At 51.7% G+C, this 18,789-nt stretch carries 16 protein-coding genes; 15 read left to right on the top strand and 1 reads right to left on the bottom strand.

Annotation, left to right across the window (positions count from 1 at the left end; all coding sequences use genetic code 11):
* Positions 1-25 precede the first annotated feature (25 nt).
* Positions 26-1,213, top strand: a complete 1,188-nt coding sequence (locus KO087_RS02075; RefSeq protein ID WP_215507212.1) for an NAD(P)/FAD-dependent oxidoreductase — start codon at positions 26-28, stop codon at positions 1,211-1,213.
* Positions 1,214-1,272: 59 nt separating this feature from the next.
* Here KO087_RS02075 and KO087_RS02070 read toward each other — a convergent pair whose 3' ends face one another.
* Positions 1,273-1,743 (bottom strand): hypothetical protein, encoded by a 471-nt coding sequence (locus KO087_RS02070; protein WP_215507210.1) that lies wholly within the window; start codon positions 1,741-1,743, stop codon positions 1,273-1,275.
* A gap of 202 nt (positions 1,744-1,945) precedes the next feature.
* On the opposite strand from KO087_RS02070, the gene KO087_RS02065 reads away from it, so the two are divergent.
* From KO087_RS02065 to mfd, 14 genes are all read left to right on the top strand, one after another.
* Positions 1,946-2,896 (top strand): hypothetical protein, encoded by a 951-nt coding sequence (locus tag KO087_RS02065; protein WP_215507208.1) that lies wholly within the window; start codon positions 1,946-1,948, stop codon positions 2,894-2,896.
* A gap of 108 nt (positions 2,897-3,004) precedes the next feature.
* A complete protein-coding gene (locus KO087_RS02060) occupies positions 3,005-4,096 on the top strand; it encodes a BMP family lipoprotein (RefSeq protein WP_215507206.1) in 1,092 nt (363 codons plus the stop codon).
* A gap of 99 nt (positions 4,097-4,195) precedes the next feature.
* Complete coding sequence (locus KO087_RS02055) at positions 4,196-5,725, top strand: ABC transporter ATP-binding protein (RefSeq protein ID WP_285814619.1); 1,530 nt, start codon at positions 4,196-4,198, stop codon at positions 5,723-5,725.
* A complete protein-coding gene (locus KO087_RS02050; protein ID WP_421949886.1) occupies positions 5,718-6,830 on the top strand; it encodes an ABC transporter permease in 1,113 nt (370 codons plus the stop codon). Before KO087_RS02055 ends, KO087_RS02050 begins: the two co-directional genes overlap by 8 nt.
* Positions 6,823-7,761: an ABC transporter permease gene (locus KO087_RS02045; protein WP_215507203.1), complete on the top strand. Its 939-nt coding sequence runs from the start codon at positions 6,823-6,825 to the stop codon at positions 7,759-7,761. The genes KO087_RS02050 and KO087_RS02045 overlap by 8 nt, the downstream gene beginning before the upstream one ends.
* A gap of 11 nt (positions 7,762-7,772) precedes the next feature.
* Positions 7,773-8,195: a PPC domain-containing DNA-binding protein gene (locus KO087_RS02040; protein ID WP_215507202.1), complete on the top strand. Its 423-nt coding sequence runs from the start codon at positions 7,773-7,775 to the stop codon at positions 8,193-8,195.
* A 213-nt stretch (positions 8,196-8,408) separates the two neighbouring features.
* On the top strand, positions 8,409-8,663 hold the full coding sequence (locus tag KO087_RS02035; protein WP_215507199.1) for a TM1266 family iron-only hydrogenase system putative regulator: 255 nt from the start codon (positions 8,409-8,411) through the stop codon (positions 8,661-8,663).
* A complete protein-coding gene (gene hydE / locus KO087_RS02030) occupies positions 8,660-9,715 on the top strand; it encodes a [FeFe] hydrogenase H-cluster radical SAM maturase HydE (protein ID WP_215507197.1) in 1,056 nt (351 codons plus the stop codon). The genes KO087_RS02035 and hydE overlap by 4 nt, the downstream gene beginning before the upstream one ends.
* Positions 9,708-11,123 carry a [FeFe] hydrogenase H-cluster radical SAM maturase HydG gene (gene hydG / locus KO087_RS02025; protein WP_215507194.1) on the top strand — a complete coding sequence of 472 codons (1,416 nt, stop codon included), beginning with the start codon at positions 9,708-9,710 and terminating at the stop codon, positions 11,121-11,123. The genes hydE and hydG overlap by 8 nt, the downstream gene beginning before the upstream one ends.
* Position 11,124: 1 nt before the next feature.
* Positions 11,125-12,201 (top strand): GTPase, encoded by a 1,077-nt coding sequence (locus KO087_RS02020; RefSeq protein WP_215507192.1) that lies wholly within the window; start codon positions 11,125-11,127, stop codon positions 12,199-12,201.
* A gap of 141 nt (positions 12,202-12,342) precedes the next feature.
* Entirely contained in the window at positions 12,343-13,716 is a 1,374-nt protein-coding gene (glmU, locus tag KO087_RS02015) for a bifunctional UDP-N-acetylglucosamine diphosphorylase/glucosamine-1-phosphate N-acetyltransferase GlmU (protein ID WP_215507190.1), read from the top strand.
* A 1-nt stretch (position 13,717) separates the two neighbouring features.
* Positions 13,718-14,674, top strand: coding sequence for a ribose-phosphate diphosphokinase (locus KO087_RS02010; RefSeq protein WP_215507188.1), 957 nt, complete (start codon positions 13,718-13,720; stop codon positions 14,672-14,674).
* Between the two features lies 1 nt (position 14,675).
* Entirely contained in the window at positions 14,676-15,236 is a 561-nt protein-coding gene (gene pth, locus KO087_RS02005; RefSeq protein WP_215507186.1) for an aminoacyl-tRNA hydrolase, read from the top strand.
* A 36-nt stretch (positions 15,237-15,272) separates the two neighbouring features.
* Positions 15,273-18,761 (top strand): transcription-repair coupling factor, encoded by a 3,489-nt coding sequence (mfd, locus tag KO087_RS02000; RefSeq protein ID WP_215507184.1) that lies wholly within the window; start codon positions 15,273-15,275, stop codon positions 18,759-18,761.
* Positions 18,762-18,789 lie beyond the last annotated feature (28 nt).

Below are 18,789 nucleotides of genomic sequence, written 5' to 3'. Positions count from 1 at the left end.
CAGTGAATAGAGGAGGATAAAAGGATTGAAAACATATAAATACATCATCATCGGCGGCGGCATTGCCGGCGTCACGGCGGCTAAAGAAATCAGAAAACACGACAAAGAAGGCAGCTTGATCCTTTTGGGTAACGAAAAGGAACAGCCCTATTTTCGCATTCAACTTACGGATCTTTTAGGGGAAGATGCCCCGGAGGTTCCCTATTTAGATAAAGAAGATTGGGCCGAAAAAATCGGCATCGACGTCAATGTAGACGGCGAAGCGGCAGCGGTGGATTTCGACGCCATGACCGTCACCTTAAAAACAGGCGAATGCCTGAAAGGGGAGAAAATCCTCTTGGCAAACGGCAGCCATGCCAATGTACCGCCCTACAAAAACAAAGACATTGATGGCATCTTTACCTTGAGAAATTTCCATGACCTAAGGGCCATTCAAAGCTATTTGAAAAATCTCGACGAATCGAAAGTGATCGGCGTCATCGGCGGCGGCCTTTTGGGCCTTGAAGCGGCCAACAGCCTGAAGCAAAGTGGACACGTCGTCGCCATCATCAATCGCAGCGACTACCTGCTCAACCGCCAAGTAGACAGGGAACTGGGCATGATGCTCAACGAAGAAATGAAAGACCTGGGCTTTATGGTCTATGGCGGAAAAAACACCGAAGCCTTTATCGGCGACAAACAATTGGAAGCCATTGCCTTCGACGACGGCACCACGGCGAAAATGGACATGGTCTTACTCTCTGTCGGCGTTAGCCCGAATACGGCCCTGTTTAAAGACACGGGCCTGGAAATCAACCGAGGCGTGGTCGTAGACAGAAGCTTAAAAACAACGATTGAAAACGTGTGGGCCGCCGGCGACGTGGCGGAAGTGGAAGGCCGCGTGCTGGGCATTTGGCCCGCCGCTCGCGCCATGGGCAAAGTGGCAGGTGCCAATATGGCAGGTGGCGACGCATCCTACGAAGATCCGAAGAGCCACACGAAGCTGGATCTGGACACCGTTCAAATCTTCTCCGCAGGCGTTATCGACGAAGGCGACATCTACTTCTACGACGAAGGCGACGAACACCATCGCCTCTACGCAAAAGAAGGCAAAGTCACCGGCGTTATCCTTTACGGCGACACGAAAGCCATGAGCACCTACCGCAAACTGGTGGAGGCCAACGCGCCCATCGAAGAAGCATTGGACAGCGTGTATCCCTTTAAAAAGCGATAAGAAATAAAAAAATCCCCTTTCGGGGATAAAGCTCGGCCTTTGCCGAGCTTTTTACTTAATCAGGATTTAATCTTTTTTTGCGGAAAAAGCCCCGGCTTCAGTTGCAGGCGGGAGCCGATGCCGATGTAGACGAAAATGTAGAAGAGGGCGTAAAATGCTTGCCACTGCGGGCCTTTGTCGGCGTAATGGACGATGGCCATGGGCACAAAGACGACGGTGGCCACGGCGAAGAGGGCGGCCAAAAAGAAATTGACTTTGGGCAAAAACACCGTGTTGTTTTTCTTTTTTAAGTCGTAGGGCTTTTTGTTTTTACGAATGGCGGTAATTTCCTTGCTGAAAATCGGGATGCCGACAAATAAGACGGCGATAACCACGGCGATTCGAAGGAGCGCCGCATTTTCCATAAGCTTGCCCGCCTCGTCGTAGACGGGAAAGAAGGGATGGATAAAGGCCAATATTATCATGGTGAGCATGGCCAGGTAGTCTACAGCTTTCAGTATATTTAAGAATTTGCTTTTTTCTATCGTCATGTCAACCTCCGCTTTTAGTATAGCATAGCCGCCTTTTCGTGAAAAGGTTTTTCAATTTATCGGTGATAAATGTGAAAGTATATGGTATGATAAGAAAAAATCAGTACGCATAAGGGGGATGACTATGCAGAAACAATTCAAAAATGGAATTATATTCGTTGTTTTTTTATTATTGTGCTTTCTACTCACGTTCACGCCCCTGATGATGGATAAAGTGGCGTTGTCGTCGGATGAGGAAAAAAATGCCGCCTTCGACGGCTTGATCTTCGACGACCCCGCCCGCATCGACAATTTACAGGTGACCCGGCGGATCGTAAAGGGCCCGAAGGTTTTGTATCGTTACGATGTAAAATTCCAGTATCAGGGAAAAGACACCAGTGTGCGTGTTTTAGGCGTACCCGTGCGCAATGTGTATTTGCCGAAAGGTGCCAACGGCTCCAAGAGCAAGGTAACGCTCAAGGGCGAATACGATAAGATTAACGGGGCGGTTTACGACAATTTACAGCTGAAAAAAGTGCTGAGCAAGGAGAAGCTCACTTTCCAACCCACCTCGGAAATGCGTATCCCTTTAAGTGAAGAGGTGGAAGATTATGCCTTTACCGTCGTCACGGATCCCGCCACGGTTTCCGTCTATACGGGAAGAACCATGGCCGATATCGGCGTCTTTTTGACCAATGCAAAAGTGGATAAATTCTCCGATGCTTTGGGCATTGAAGACAAAGGACTCCGGCCGGAAACGTCGACGAAAAATCAATCCGGCATCTACATCAATACTTTGGAGCTAATGGATCAAGGCGTTATGAGCCGCGCCCATATGGTGAGAACCGTCGCCATTGTCGCGGCCATTGCATCCACGGTGCTCGGCCTCGCCATCTTGCTTTTGGACCGGCGGCGCCTTTTCCCCGCGGTCTACGTTGCCATGATGCTGTTGGCCTTTGCCCTTCCGGCCCTTCGCTTAAAGGCGCCGACCAACGGCGGCATTTTCATCGCCATGCCCGTGTTGGCCTTTGTGGGCTATTTGCTCTTTAAGTTAATGGCAAGAAGTCGCTTGAAATTAAAGACGGCGGACTTTAAACAGGCGCTGGCCATGGCCATTGTGGTCTTTCTTATCGCCACTTATCTCTTCGCCGTACCCAAGGGATTTTATCTATAATGCATGAGCGTGCCTTTCGGTGCGCTCTTTTTAACGGAAAACCTTCTCTCGTTGAATTTTTGTATGAAGCATATTATAATAAAGTCAGATCAAATTAAGGGGGAAATTATGAAAAAAAGATCGCTACTTCTTGCAGTGACGATGCTGTCCATTTTCGTGCTTACGGCCTGTGGCGGCGCATCCAACGACAAAGCAGCTAACGATAATAAGGCTGCTAACAATGCCGCAGCCGATGCCGGCGATAAAGACGGCAAAAAATTAAAAGTAGGCTTCGTCACCGACGAAGGCGGTATCAACGACCAATCCTTCAACCAAGGTGTATGGGAAGGTCTGCAAAAAGTCCACGACGACTTCGGATTCGACGTATCCTACCAAGAATCCAAAGAAGCCAACGACTATGCGCCCAACATCGAAACGTTGCTTGAAGCAGGAAACGACGTCATAGTCGCCGCCGGCTTCAACTTAGGCGATGCCATGCTCGAAGCCGCAGAAGCCAATCCCGACGTGCAATTCTTAATCGTAGACTATACCTACGAAAATGCACCGGACAACTTGGCAGGTATCCAATTTAAAGCGGAAGAACCTTCCTTCCTCGTCGGCTACATTGCCGGTCTCACTACCGAATCCAACAAAGTCGGTTTCGTCGGCGGTCAAGAATCCACGGTTATTCAAGTATTTGAATATGGCTACAGAGCCGGTGTGGATCAAGCAGCCAAGGAAAAAGGCCAAAAGGTCGATGTGGTTAGCCAATATGTCGGTAACTTCTCCGACGCTGCCAAGGGCAAGAGCATTGCAACCAATATGTATCAACAAGGTTGCGACGTCATCTTCCACGCATCCGGCGGCGCAGGCGACGGCGTTATCGAAGCGGCAAAAGACCAAGACAAGTGGGTTATCGGCGTAGACCGCGATCAAAACGACATCGCACCCGACAATGTACTCACTTCGGCGATGAAACGTGCCGACAGCGCTGTTTACAAAGTGCTCGAAGGTATGTCTAAGGGCGAAGAATTCCCCGGCGGCAAAAACCTGAGCTACGGTCTTAAAGACGGCGACACCGTCGATATCGCACCTTCCAGCGACAAGAATGTAAAACCGGAAATTCTCGACAAGATCAAGGCGATTAAAGAAAAAATCGTTAAGGGCGAAATCAAGGTTCCGGCCACGGCAGAAGACTACAAAAAATTTGAAGCTAAATAAATTTGATCGTAAAAAAGAGGGCGCGTCCCTCTTTTTTTATGCCTTTAAAAAGCCCATGTCCATAGTGTATAATTGACTCAATAGATGAAGGGGGTAATGATGGTTGAGAATAAACTCGCGCCGGCCGTTGAGATGCGCGGGATAACGAAATTATTTGGCGATTTCAAAGCCAATGACGGCATCGACCTGGTCGTAGAGAAAGGCGAAATTCACGCCCTCCTCGGCGAAAACGGTGCCGGCAAAAGTACACTGATGAATGTTTTATATGGCTTGTATATGCCTACTTTCGGCGAAGTCAAGATCAATGGGGAATCGGTGAATTTCCAAGGACCGAAAGATGCCATCGAAAAAGGCTTGGGCATGGTGCATCAACACTTCATGCTGTTTCAGCCTTTCACGGTGGTAGAAAACATTATTCTCGGCGAAGAGCCGACGAAGGGCGTGGTTTTAGATAAAAAAACCGCCCGTGAAAAAGTTGTGGCCCTTTCCAATCGCTACGGTTTAAAAATCGATCCCGATGCAAAGATCGAAGACATTTCCGTGGGTATGCAGCAGCGGGTAGAGATCTTAAAGGCCCTTTACCGGGATGCGGAGATTTTGATTTTCGACGAACCTACGGCGGTTTTGACGCCACAGGAAATTGAAGAGCTCATCGAAATCATTAAGGCCCTGGCCGCCGAAGGCAAGAGCATCATCATTATTACGCACAAGCTTAAGGAAATTAAGGCGTTGGCGGAAAAGTGCACGATTATTCGACGGGGCAAGCGCATCGACACCGTGGATGTAGCGAGCACCACGGAGGCGGACCTCGCCGAAATGATGGTGGGCCGTGCCATTGAATTTAAGGTCAATAAAAAGCCCGTGGACGCCGGAGAAGTGGCGCTACACATCGAAAATCTCCACGTGAAAGACGTTCGCGGCGTGGAAGTGGTGAAGGGACTGAATCTGGAAGTTCGTAAAGGTGAAATTTTCGGCGTCGCCGGCGTCGACGGCAACGGCCAAAGCGAATTTTTAGAAGCCATTACCGGTCTTAGAAAAGTCGAGGCAGGCAAGGTGGTCATCGCAGGCAAGGACGTGACCAATGCCACGCCCAAGACCATTCGCGAGGCGGGCATGAACAACATTCCCGAAGACCGCAACAAACGGGGCCTGGTACAGGAATTTACCGTGGCGGAAAACATGGTGCTTCACAGTTTCGACCAAGCGCCCTATTCCTCCAAGGGAATTTTGCAGGAAGCCCCCATTGGTGAGCATACGGATAAATTAATGGAATCTTTCGATATTCGTCCGAGAAAAAGCCGCTATCTGGCCGGCGATCTGTCCGGCGGGAACCAACAAAAGGTAATTCTCGCCCGGGAAATCGACGACGATCCGGACATTCTAATCGCCGCACAACCCACCCGCGGCTTGGACGTAGGCGCCATTGAAAACATCCATCAATTTTTGGTGCAACAGCGGGACAAGGGGCGCGCCGTGCTTTTGGTGAGCTTTGAATTAGATGAAGTTATGAGTCTTTCCGACCGCATCGGCATAATTTATGAAGGAGCCATTACAAAGACCTTCAACGAAGGGGAAGCGGATCAAAAACGACTGGGCTACTACATGGCGGGAGGTGTGGACAGTGAATAAAAAAATGCTCTACTATACCTGCATGTCCATCCTCTTGGGCCTGTTGGTCGGGGCGGTTATCTTTGCCTTGGTGGGGGTCAATCCCCTGGAGGCCTACAAGGTCATGATCCTCGGCGCTTTCGGTAAGCCGAAATTTTTCTCATGGACCATTGTGGAAGCTGTGCCCATTATTTTAACGGGGATCGCCGTGGCCTTTGCTTTTCAAACGGGGATCTTTAATATCGGCGCGGAAGGTCAGTTCATTATGGGCAGCCTCGCCGCCGTTACCGCCGGGGTGGTTCTCCACCTGCCGCCGGTGATTCACGGCATCGTGGCCCTGTTGATCGGCATGCTCTTCGGCGCCCTGTGGGGCGGTCTCGTGGGTTTGTTTAAGGCCAAGCGAGGCGTCAACGAAGTTATTTCGTCGATTATGTTAAACTGGGTGGCTTTTTATCTCAGCAATTATATGCTTACCAAAGCCTTTTTAAGAAAGCCCGACAGCAACTATTCCTTTACTATTCAGCCGTCGGCAAGCATTCGCATTTTAAACGAATGGAAACGCTCCGAAGCCGGACGCGCCATGCTGAAAAACAACGAATTTCTCCGCGGCATTTTAAATCCGCCCATTCACTGGGGGATTTTCATCGCCGTCATCGTCGCCGTCTTGGCCTGGTTTATCTTAAAGAAAACCACCTTGGGCTATCAATTAAAAGCCGTGGGTTTCAACCGCTTTGCGGCGGAATACGGCGGCATCGACATTAAAAAGAACACCATGATTTCCATGGCCATCTCCGGCGGCTTGGCCGGACTCGCCGGTGCGGTACAGGTATTAGGTGTGTCGCAAAACATCGGCCTCTTGGCGGCGCAACAGGGCTATGGCTTTAACGGCATCGCCGTGTCCTTAATTGCGGCCAACCATCCCATCGCCTGCATTCCCTCGGGGATCTTGTTTGCGGCCTTAAGCTACGGCGGCGGCAAATTAAACTCCGCGCTAAAGACGCCCTCGGAAGTCATTAACATCGTTATCGGCATCATCGTCCTGTTTATTGCTATGCCGCAATTTATGGACTGGATTCGCACGCGTTTCGCATCGAAAAAAGAAAAAGGAGGGGAACAAGTTGGATAATCTTCTTATGAGCTTTGCCGGCATATTAGGCATTACGCTCCTTTACGCCGCTCCTTTAATTTATACGGCCATGGGCGGCGTCGTCAGTGAAAACACCGGCGTCGTCAACATCGGTCTCGAAGGCATGATGACCATCGGCGCCGTGGTCGGCGCCACCGTGGGCTATTACACAGGCAATCCCTGGATCGCCTTTTTGTCCGCCGGCTTCGGCGGCATGGCCATCGCCCTCTTACACGGCATCGCCACCATTCACTTCGGTGCCGATCACGTGGTCAGCGGGACGGCATTAAATCTTTTGGGACCCGGCCTTGCCATCTTCCTCGCCCGCATGTTTTTCGACGGCGCGGCCATGACCAAGCCCATTCCCTTAAAAAACAAAATGCCCCGCGTATTAAACCACCTCTTTCCCTCGGGAAGTGCGCCGGACATTATTTTCGGCCAATACATTACGGTCTACATCGCCTTTATCGTCGTGGCCCTGGTCTATTTCGTCCTCTACAAGACGAAGCTGGGCCTTCGGATTCGCTCCGTCGGCGAACACCCCCACGCGGCGGAAACCTTGGGCGTGGACGTGTATAAGATCAAATACATCGGCGTCTTGACCTCGGGCTTTTTAGCCGGGCTCGGCGGCGCCAGCTTGTCCCTTGCCGTGGTGGCCAATTTCCGCGAAACCCTGATCTCCGGGCAAGGCTTTATCGCCTTGGCGGCGGTTATTTTCGGCGGATGGAAACCCCACACCACCCTCTTGGCCTGTCTCCTCTTCGGCGCAGCGGAAGGTTTGGTTATCTTCATGGGCTCAACCTCATTGAAAGTGGCACCGGACTTGTTGAATATGCTGCCCTACATCATTACCATGTTCGCCATGGTCGTCTTTGTCGGCGAAGCCCGCGGCCCCAGCGCCAACGGGATTCCCTATAAGCGAAACAAGTAAAGGAGAAAAAGATGGATTACAAAGTATTTGATGACGGCATGATTGCCCTGCGTTTGGACCCCGGCGACGAAATTTGCACGAGCATTCTCGACTTGGCTGAAAAAGAAAATATTCAGGCGGCCACGGTCTACGGCCTCGGTGCCGCTGACGATGTAGTGGTCGGAATTATGGATACGAAGGCAAAAAAATACAACGACATCCCGTTGAAAGAGCCCTTTGAGGTCACTTCGCTGGTTGGAAATCTTTCGAGAAAAGATGGTGCGCCTTACCTTCATGCCCACATAAATTTAGGGAACACGGAAGGCCGCGTCTTTGGTGGGCACTTGCAATCGGCGGTGATTTCCGTCACGGCGGAAATTTTCATTCGCCCGATAAAGGGTGTCATCGATCGAACGTTCAACGACGGCATCGGCGTGAACCAAATGATGTTTTAAACCATAGGCATGAAAAGAGTCGGATCGCCGGCTCTTTTTTGATGGCGAAATGGAAGGGGCATTCCAATTGAAGACGGATTGGTGAAAAAAATATCTAAATTTTCTCTCACAGGGTGGCGAATCGCCTCTGCTGTGCTAAAATGAAGACTGTAAGAAGTAGAATAGGTTCCTTTTCCGAGAGGTACGGCCTTGAGGAAGAGGTAGGAGGTGTCTATGAACGAAAAATTGGGAATCATCGCCATAATCGTCGAGACCGGCTCCGGTGAAATCATTAAGAGCATCAACGATCTCTTACACGAGGAGCGGGACATTATTGTGGGACGATTAGGCATTCCCTACCCGAAACGCGAATTGTCGCTTATCAGTGTCGTCGTCGACGGCAAACAAGATAGAATCAATGCCCTGTCGGGAAAACTGGGCATGCTGGACAATGTCACTGTGCGTACCACGCTGGCCGGAGATCTATGATTCAGGAATTATTCAGAAAAGTAGATGAGGGTCAAGGACTTGGACGAGACGACATTCGCTATTTACTCGAAAACCGCGAGGCAGTGGAAGAGGCGGTGTTTGAAAAGGCGCGCGCCATTACCGACCTGCACTTTCACAAAAAAATTTACGTGCGCGGTTTAATTGAATTTACAAACTATTGTCATAACAATTGCTACTACTGCGGCATTCGTCGGGCAAACGACGAGGTCGAACGCTACCGAATCACCACGGAAGAGTTGGAAACATCCGTGGCCGTCGGCGCCGAGGCAGGCTTTCAAACCTTCGTTCTTCAAGGAGGCGAAGATGCTTATTTTACCGACGAGCGGCTAATGGAATGGGTGCGGCGAATCAAAAAGATTCAGCCGGGCTGTGCCATCACCCTTTCCGTCGGTGAAAGAAGCATGGAAAGCTATGCCCGCTTAAAAGAAGCCGGCGCCGACCGCTTTTTGTTGCGCCACGAAACCTACAATCCCGAGCATTACAAAAAGCTCCATCCAAGCGAGATGGACCGTGAAAAACGTCTGAAATGCCTCATGGATTTAAAGGCTTTGGGCTATCAGGTGGGAAGCGGCTTTATGGTGGGCAGTCCTTATCAGACCACGGAAAATTTAGTGGAGGACTTTATGTTCCTGCAGGAATTTCAGCCGGCCATGATCGGTATCGGTCCCTATGTGCGTCATCATGCCACGCCTTTTCGGGATTTTGAAAACGGCAGCGTGGAGATGACGGCCATGTGCATCGCCATTTTGCGTCTGCTGTTTCCCACGGCCAATATTCCGTCTACTACCGCCATGCAGACCCTGGCCGAGGACGGACGCAATCGGGGCATTTTAGCCGGAGCCAATGTGTTTATGCCCAATCTGTCGCCGACGCGGGTGCGAAAAAGCTACGCCCTTTACGACAACAAGGCGGCCTTTGCCCTGGAAGCGGCGGAAAATTTAAGGGAACTGAAGGCGCAAATCGCCAAATTAGGTTATGAAATAGTGATGAGTCGAGGAGATTTTACGGGAAGGGAGAACCATTATGTATAACAAGATGTCTGCAAAGGCAGAGGAATTTATTAATCACGACGAAATTATGGCCACGCTGGAAGAGGCCAACAAGAATCGCACCAACCGCGCCATGCAAGAGGCCATTCTTGAAAAAGGCCGGAAGATGAAGGGCTTGGACCACCGGGAAGCGGCGGTTCTTTTAATGTCGGAGCTGGAAGATATTCGCGAATCTTTCCGCGAATTGGCGAGAGAAATTAAAAAGAAATACTACGGCAATCGCATCGTGCTCTTCGCGCCCCTGTATCTGTCCAACTACTGCGTCAACGGCTGTGTCTACTGCCCCTATCACTACAAAAACAAAAACCTGGACCGGGTGAAACTGACTCAGGAACAAATCGAAAAAGAAGTCATCGCCCTGCAAGACTTGGGCCACAAGCGTCTGGCGCTGGAGCTCGGGGAAGATCCGGTGAACAATCCTATCGAATACGTCTTGGAAAGCATTAAAACCATTTACTCCATTAAACATAAAAACGGCGCCATTCGCCGCGTCAATGTAAACATCGCGGCCACCACCGTGGAAAATTACAGAAAGCTGAAAGAAGCGGAAATCGGCACCTATATTCTTTTCCAAGAAACCTATCACAAAGAAAATTATGAAGCCCTGCACCCGACGGGACCGAAGTCCAACTGGGCCTACCACACGGAAGCCATGGACCGGGCCATGGAAGGGGGCATCGACGACGTGGGCCTCGGCGTTTTGTACGGCCTGAACAATTATCCCTACGACTTCGTGGGCCAATTGATGCATGCGGAACACTTGGAAGCCTACATGGGCGTCGGTCCCCACACCATTTCCGTGCCCCGTATTCGCCCCGCCGACGACATCGATCCCGATGAATTTGAAAACGGCGTGCCCGACGATATTTTCGAAGACATCGTCGCCTTGATTCGCGTCTCCGTTCCCTACACGGGCATGATTATTTCCACCCGTGAAAGCAAAGAAATGCGCAGAAAGGCATTGGAACTGGGCGTCTCCCAAATCAGCGGCGGCTCCAAAACCTCCGTCGGCGGCTACGATGAAGACAGAGAAGAAGACAACTCCGCTCAATTCGATACCGACGACTCCCGCAGCTTGGATGAAGTCATTCACTGGCTCTTGGATTTAGGCTATCTGCCCAGCTTCTGCACAGCCTGCTACCGGGCGGGGCGTACCGGCGAAACCTTTATGGAAGAAGTAAAGAGCTTCCAAATCGCCCAATTCTGTCAACCCAACGCCATTATGACGCTGCAGGAATACCTCTCCGACTACGCCGCCGGTAGCACCCGCGAATTAGGGGAAGAAAAAATCCACGACTTCTTAAAAGATGTGGAACGAGACGATTTAAGAGTAAAGGCCGCGGAATACGTGAAGCGCATTCAAGGCGGCGAGCGGGATTTCAGGTTCTGATATGGAAACGCAAAGAGGCCTTCGGCTGCACATTGCCATTTTCGGAAAGACAAACAGCGGCAAAAGTACCTTGATGAATTTGCTCACGGAGCAAACCACGTCCATGGTTTCGCCTAAAGCCGGCACCACCACGGATCCGGTGTATAAGAACATGGAAGTAGACGGTCTGGGGCCGGTGACTTTTATCGACACGGCAGGCACCGCCGATGAGACGGAGCTGGGCGAAGCCCGCGTGGCCCGCACCATGAAAGTGGTAGATGAAATCGACGGCGCCATTTTAATCGGCGAGGTGGGCGACGCTATTTTGGAGCCCTTGGCGAAAAAAGATCTGCCGGTTTTAAAACTGAATCGTCCTTTTCCCGAGCGGAATGTGATTTTAAACGCCCTCACGGACCTTTTTAAAGAAAAAAAGAAAGCCCCGGGCCTATTCGACGGCATGGACATGGGAGGGCATCTGCTCTTCGTCATGCCCCAAGACGAATCGGCGCCGAAGGGGCGATTGATTCTGCCCCAGGTACAGGCCTTGAGGGAAGTCATCGACAAAGGACTCACCGCCACCATTTGCGATTTGAACACCATGGATCAGGCCATCGAAAAACTGGCCGAGGCGCCGGATTGGATCGTCACCGACTCCCAAGTCTTTTCGGAAGTGTACAAGAAAAAACCGGCATCGTCAAAGATCACATCCTTCTCCATTTTATTTGCCCGTGCCAAAGGCGACATCGAAGCCATGGTTCGTGGCGCAAAGACCTTGCGTAGCTTGCCTCCGGATGCGAAAATCCTCATGGCGGAAGCCTGCACCCATGCGCCGAAGGAAGAAGACATCGGCCGGGTGAAAATCCCCGCCATGCTCCGAAAGCGACTGGGCGATGAGATCACGGTGGATTTCAGTCGGGGGCTGAGCTTTCCCGAAAATGTAGGCGACTACGATTTAATCATTATGTGCGGCAGCTGCATGTTTCAGCGGCCGGTGGTACAGGCACGGGTGGCCAAAGTCGAGGAGGCTCAAGTTCCCGTCACAAATTACGGCCTGGTGATCGCAGAGGCCAAAGGCATTTTAGATAAGATCGATTTATAACATCGAGGGAACCTGAAAAAGAAGTAAAATACCCGAAGCGGCGGGCCTTGCGCACGCCGTTTCTTTATGGGAAGAAAAGTTGTGAGAATTTGTCCTGTTCGATATAATAGATCCCAGAAGGATTACGAGTGAGGTGTAAGAGTGAATGTATCAATTATTCTAGCGGCAGGCGAAGGCACGCGGATGAAATCCGATATGCCCAAGGTGCTGCACAAAGTTGCAGGTAAGGCCATATTAAGTTATGTGGTGGACAACTGCATCACCAATGCCATGGACAAAACCGTGGTCATCGTCGGCCATAAAAAAGACGATGTCATGGACTACTTTAAAGACGCGCCGCTTACGTTTATCGAGCAAACCCTGGGCGAAGGCGTCCCCTACGGCACGGGCTATGCCGTCAGCTGTGCCATGGATGAATTTTCCGACGAAGACATGGTCTATATATTGACCGGCGATACGCCCTTGTTTAAGGAAGAAACCATCGCCAGATTCCGCGCCTTCGTGGAAAGCCACGACTTTGACGCCTGCGTACTGACCGCCGTGGTCAGCGATCCCTTCGGCTACGGCCGAATCATTCGCGACCAAGACTCCACCATTGCTGGCATCGTGGAAGAAAAAGACGCCACGGACAAAGAAAAAGCCATTACGGAAGTGAACACGGGCATCTTCGCCTTTACCGGACGGGCATTAAAAGAAAATATCGGCAACTTGAGTTCCAATAATAAACAGAGCGAACTGTACTTAACCGACGTCATTCAAATGCTTAAAGACGGCGGAAAGAAAATCGGCGGTTTTACCATTTGCGACGAAGAAGAAATGCTCGGGGTCAATTCCCGGGTGCAATTGGCCGCCTGTGAAAAAATCATGCGCCGTCGCATCAACAAATACCACATGGAAAACGGCGTGACCTTCCTGGACGACGCCTCCACATTAATCGACAGCGGCGTCAAAATCGGTCGCGACACCATTTTAGGGCCGAGCATCCACCTGGTAGGCGAGACCACCATCGGCGAAGGCTGCGTGATTCAAGGCGCGAGCCGCATCGTGGACAGCACCATTGCAGACGGCGCGGTGATCGACTCATCCGTCGTGGAAAAATCCGTGGTGGGCCGCGGCGTGACCATGGGGCCCTACGCCCATTTGCGCCCCAACTGCGTGTTGGAAGAAAATGTACACATCGGCAACTTCGTCGAAGTAAAAAATTCTCATATCGGCAAGGGAACCAAAGCGGGTCATTTGGCCTACATCGGCGACGGCGACGTGGGAGAAAATGTAAATATCAGCTGCGGCGTCATCTTTTGCAATTACAACGGCAAGGAAAAATTCCGCACCACCATCGGTGACGATGCATTTATCGGATCCAATGTCAATTTGGTGGCACCTATCACCATCGGCGAAGGCGCCTTTATCGCCGCCGGAAGCACGGTATCGAAAGATGTGGCAGAGGGAAGTTTGGCAGTAGAAAGAAGTGAACAGAGAATGATCGCCGGTTGGAACCGGAGAAAGGATAGCTAGTATGAACAATCACGGTGAAGTCGTCGTTATTGCGGGTAATTCCAACCAGCCCTTGGTGGAACGAATCTGTAAGATTTTAGGTATCAAACAAAGCGCCTGCGAGGTCAAACAATTCTCCGACGGAGAAATCGCCATCGACATTACGGATTCCGTCCGCGGCAGAGACGTATTTGTCATCCAACCTACCTCGGGCCCTGTAAACGATCACTTAATGGAACTTTTAATTTTAATCGACGCCCTGAAGCGGGCATCCGCCGGTCGGATCAATGCCGTCGTGCCCTATTACGGCTACGCCCGTCAAGACAGAAAAGTCCGCGCGAGAGAGCCGATTACGGCAAAACTCGTGGCCAATTTAATGACCGTGAGCGGCGCCGATCGCGTCATCTGCATGGACTTACACGCCGGTCAAATCCAAGGCTACTTCGACATTCCTGTCGATCACTTAACCGCCGTTCCCTACCTGGCTAAATACTTTAAAGAACACATCGATACATCCAATATCGTCGCCGTCAGCCCCGATTTAGGCGGCGTGACCCGCACCCGTAAATTTGCCGAAGAATTAAACGGCGCCCCCATTGCCATCATCGAAAAGAGACGGCCGAAAGCCAACGAAAATGTGGTCATGAATGTCATCGGCTCCATCGAAGGCAAAGACTGCATCCTCGTAGACGATATTATCGACACGGCGGGCACGGTTTGCAAAGCGGCAGACGCCCTGAAAGAATACGGCGCGAAGAAGGTCTACGGCTGCGCCACCCACGGCGTCCTTTCGGGACCGGCCATCGAGCGCATCGACAATTCCGTCATGGAACGCTTCGTCATCACCGACACCATCGCCTTGCCGGAAGAAAAACACATCGACAAAATCGACATCGTATCCGTGGCACCGATTCTCGCCAACGCCATTATGCGGATCAACACCGATCGCCCCATCAGCAAGATCTTCGAAGAAGTGTAATATGCTTATCGTCGGTTTAGGAAATCCCGGAGATCGCTATAAAAACACCAGACACAATGTGGGCTTTATGGCCATCGATGCCGTTGCCGACGCTTTAAATATTCCCGTAAACACCATTAAATTTAAAGGCCTTTACGGGGAAGGGCGCGCCTTTGGAAAGAAGGTGCGTCTTTTAAAGCCCACCACCTATATGAACGAGTCCGGCCAATCGGTGAGAGCCTGCATGGATTACTTTAAAATACCGCCGGAAGAGGTTCTCGTTTTGGTGGACGATATCGACATCGCCTTCGGCACCATTCGCCTCAGAAAATCCGGCAGCGCCGGCACCCACAACGGGCTGAAGTCGATTATCTACCAAGTGCAGTCGGATCAATTTCCCCGCCTGAAAATTGCCGTGGGAAAGAAAAATCCTCATATGGATCTGGCCGATTTCGTCCTCAGCACCTTTCACGGCGAGGAGGAAAAAATCATGGATGCCACCATTGACAAGGCGAAGGACGCCATTCTTTTGTTTATAAAAGAGGGCGCGGATGCCGCCATGAATATCTATAACGGAAAGTAGAAAGCAGCTCCAAGGGGCTGCTTTTTAGGAGGCAAAATGACGCGTATTTACAATGAGCTTTTTTCAAAGAACCCCGCCTTTCGACAGGTATTGGAAGGGCTGAGCGAGGGAGACGTCCCCATGGGCTGCTACGGCCTGGCGGAGGCGGCCATCGCCCCTGCCGTGGATACGATCGTTAAGGATCAGGCCCGCCCCGTGCTCCTCGTCACCTACGACCTGGCCCGGGCAAAGAAATTGGCGGAGGACTTGTCTTATTACGCTGAGGAAGGCGTCTATCAACTCCAGGCCCGGGAACTGTTTTTCTTCCAGCGAGATGCGGGAAGCAACGAGCTTTTAAGCGCGAGGTTGAAGACCCTTCAGGCCATGCTAGACGGTCGCGCGAAGGTGGTGGTCACCACGCCGGAAGCACTGGGCGGCATTTTCCTTGAGCCCGCCTATTTACAAAAGGCAGCCTTTTCTCTCGAAGTGGGGGATGAGGTGGACACCGAGGCCCTCACCCAAAAGCTATTGGCATCGGGCTACAAGCGGGTGGATTTTGTCGAAGGCATGGGCCAATTTTCCATACGTGGCGGCATCATCGATATTTTCGCGCCACAAGACTATCCCTATCGGGTGGAGCTTTTCGACGTGGAAGTGGATTCCATTCGCCGCTTCGACCCCGAGACCCAGCGCTCCGTGGAAGATGTGGACGTGGCGGAAATTTTTCCCGTGCACGATGTGATTTTCGACGACACCCTGCGGGATAAAATCGCCGCCGCCATGGAAAAAGATCTGAAGAAAATAAAAAAATTGAGCCGCGTGTCCCAAGAGCGGGCGGAAGAAAAATTCATGCCCTTTGTGGAGAAGCTGAAAGACCGCAGTTTTTTGTCGCACACGGATCTCCTGCTTCCCTATATTCCGGAAAATGCGCGGGCTTCGGTCGTGGACTACTTTAACGAAACGCCCCTCATCTTTGTCGACGAGCCTCGCCGCATGAGGGAAGTGGCAGAGAAGCAGGAGCTGTCTTTGGTAGACACCCTAAGCGATTTGGCGGAGGCCGGGGAGCTTTTAAAATCCCATTTGGCCATCCAAATCGACTACGACACCATCGAGGGAGATATGGCTGCGCGGGATGTCATTTATTCAAGCCACATTGTGCGGGCACCTGCCAAGGTGAAGCTTAAGCGCATCGCCAATTTCAATGTGAAGACCGTCACCAGTTTCGGCGGCCGCATGCGCCACTTTAAAGAAGAAATCAAGCGCTACCTGGAGAGAGACTATTCCGTCGTTCTCCTAGGGGGAAGCGAGGAGAAGACCCGGCGCCTGGAAGAGACGGTGCGGGACATGGGTTTCGAACCCGTGGCCCTTAAGGATGTCTTAATGCCCGGGGTGATACAATTTGATTCCGGTCACGTGCACGGCGGCTTTGAAATGGAAGAAGACCGCTTCGTCCTCTTAAATGCCACGGAAATTTTCGGCGAAACAAAAAAAAGAAAGCGGCGCCGAAAGAAAAAAGACGTCATCGACCTGGGGAGCTTGTCCGTAGGCGATTACGTGGTTCACGAAATGCACGGCATCGGAAAATTTATGGGAACCACCAATTTGGAAGTGCAGGGCATACGGCGGGACTACATCAGTCTGTTTTACCAAGGGGGCGACAAGCTCTTTTTGCCCATGGATCAAATGGCCTTGATTCACCGCTACATCGCCTCCGACGATGCGCCGGTGAAGATCAATCGGCTGAATACCCAGACGTGGAAAAACACCAAGGCCAAAGCCAAGCGCAGCGTGGAGGAAATGGCGGAGGATTTGATACGCCTCTATGCCAAGCGGGAAGATGTGGCGGGCTATGCCTTTACCGAGGATCAGCCCTGGCAAAAGGATTTCGAAGCCGCCTTTCAATACGAGGAAACCGAGGGCCAATTGGAAGCGGCGGAAGAGATAAAAAAGGACATGGAAGAGGCCAAGCCCATGGACCGACTGCTCTGCGCCGACGTGGGCTACGGCAAGACCGAAGTGGCCCTTCGCGCGGCCTTTAAGGCGGTCTTAGACGGCAAGCAAGTGGCCTTTCTCGTGCCCACCACCATTCTCGCTCAGCAACACTACAACACCATGCGGGAGCGCTTCGCCAATTTCCCCGTGGATCTGGCCCTGCTCTCCCGCTTCCGCTCGAAAAAAGAACAGGAAGAAGACCTGGAGCGGCTCAGGATCGGCGCCGTGGACATTGTGGTGGGCACCCATCGCCTCTTGTCGAAAGACGTGAAGTTTAAAGATCTGGGCCTTCTCATTATCGACGAAGAGCAGCGCTTCGGCGTGCGGCACAAGGAGCGGCTGAAGCTTTTAAAAGAGAATGTGGACACCCTCACCTTGACGGCGACGCCCATTCCGAGAACTCTGCAAATGTCTCTCGCAGGCATTCGAGACATGTCCGTTATCGACGAGCCCCCCGGGGAGCGCTTCCCGGTGCAAACCTATGTGGTGGAATACAATCCCATGATGATTCGTGAAGCCATATTAAAGGAGCTGGACCGAGGCGGGCAGATCTACTTCGTCTACAACCGGGTGCGCTCCATGGAAAAAATGCTCGGCGACTTACGCGACTTGGTGCCCGAGGCCCGCTTCGCCATGGCCAACGGGCAAATGGGCGAGCGGGAGCTGGAAAACACCATGCTCCAATTCTACAACCGGGACATCGACGTGCTCCTTTGCTCCACCATTATCGAAACGGGCATGGACGTTTCCAACGCCAACACCATGATCGTGTGGGAGGCCAATCGCCTGGGGCTTTCTCAGCTCTACCAATTGCGTGGCCGCATTGGCAGGAGCAATCGCATCGCCTACGCCTACTTTTCCTACAAGCGGGATGCCAGCATTTCCGAAGTGGCGGAAAAGCGCCTTGCCGCCATTCGCGAGTTTACGGAATTCGGCAGTGGCTACAAAATCGCCATGCGGGATTTGGAAATTCGCGGATCGGGAAACATCTTAGGCGAAAGCCAACACGGCCACATGAACGCCATCGGCTACGACCTCTACATTAAGTTCTTGAAACAGGCCGTGCGCCGCGCAAAGGGCGAAGAAGATGTGGAAGAAGTGGACACCTCCATGGACGTGTTAATCGACTCCTACATTCCCAAGCACTACATTAAAGACGAATCCCAGCGCATGGAAATGTATCGAAAAATCGCCGTCATCGCCGACGAGGAAGACGTGCGGGATGTTATCGACGAGCTCATCGACCGTTTTGGCGAGCCGCCCAAGGCCGTCTTGCAACTGATCCATCTCGCCAAGATCCGCCACATGGCCTCCACCCTCAATGTGGAAACCATTCAGCAAAAAGGCGACACCTACACCTTCCACTTCGTGAAAGGCTACGAACTGGACCTGTCTCTTTTAAACGAACTTACCAGCGTCTTCGGCAAGCGATTGGTCTTTTCCATGGCTGCAGAACACAGCATTCGCCTTTCTGCGGAGAAAAATGCCCTGGACGATGTAGAAAAAGTCCTGGATCTTATGAAAATACACAAATCGCACACACGAAAAGGCTAGTTCCTTGTTATAATGGTATGAAGATCTG

The sequence above is a fragment of the Peptoniphilus rachelemmaiella genome, from assembly GCF_943169845.1.
Taxonomy (GTDB): Bacteria; Bacillota; Clostridia; order Tissierellales; family Peptoniphilaceae; genus Aedoeadaptatus; species Aedoeadaptatus rachelemmaiella.
The sequence above is the reverse complement of the archived record's forward strand: the minus strand, read 5'-3'. Positions and strand labels throughout refer to the sequence as shown.

What these genes read in the sequence shown, in the direction of transcription:
- KO087_RS02070 (WP_215507210.1), bottom strand. Translation starts at nt 1,743, where the DNA reads ATGACGATAGAAAAAAGCAAATTCTTAAATATACTGAAAGCTGTAGAC.
- KO087_RS02065 (WP_215507208.1), top strand. Translation starts at nt 1,946, where the DNA reads ATGATGGATAAAGTGGCGTTGTCGTCGGATGAGGAAAAAAATGCCGCC.
- KO087_RS02060 (WP_215507206.1), top strand. Translation starts at nt 3,005, where the DNA reads ATGAAAAAAAGATCGCTACTTCTTGCAGTGACGATGCTGTCCATTTTC.
- KO087_RS02055 (WP_285814619.1), top strand. Translation starts at nt 4,196, where the DNA reads ATGGTTGAGAATAAACTCGCGCCGGCCGTTGAGATGCGCGGGATAACG.
- KO087_RS02040 (WP_215507202.1), top strand. Translation starts at nt 7,773, where the DNA reads ATGGATTACAAAGTATTTGATGACGGCATGATTGCCCTGCGTTTGGAC.
- KO087_RS02035 (WP_215507199.1), top strand. Translation starts at nt 8,409, where the DNA reads ATGAACGAAAAATTGGGAATCATCGCCATAATCGTCGAGACCGGCTCC.
- hydE (WP_215507197.1), top strand. Translation starts at nt 8,660, where the DNA reads ATGATTCAGGAATTATTCAGAAAAGTAGATGAGGGTCAAGGACTTGGA.
- hydG (WP_215507194.1), top strand. Translation starts at nt 9,708, where the DNA reads ATGTATAACAAGATGTCTGCAAAGGCAGAGGAATTTATTAATCACGAC.
- KO087_RS02020 (WP_215507192.1), top strand. Translation starts at nt 11,125, where the DNA reads ATGGAAACGCAAAGAGGCCTTCGGCTGCACATTGCCATTTTCGGAAAG.
- KO087_RS02010 (WP_215507188.1), top strand. Translation starts at nt 13,718, where the DNA reads ATGAACAATCACGGTGAAGTCGTCGTTATTGCGGGTAATTCCAACCAG.
- pth (WP_215507186.1), top strand. Translation starts at nt 14,676, where the DNA reads ATGCTTATCGTCGGTTTAGGAAATCCCGGAGATCGCTATAAAAACACC.
- mfd (WP_215507184.1), top strand. Translation starts at nt 15,273, where the DNA reads ATGACGCGTATTTACAATGAGCTTTTTTCAAAGAACCCCGCCTTTCGA.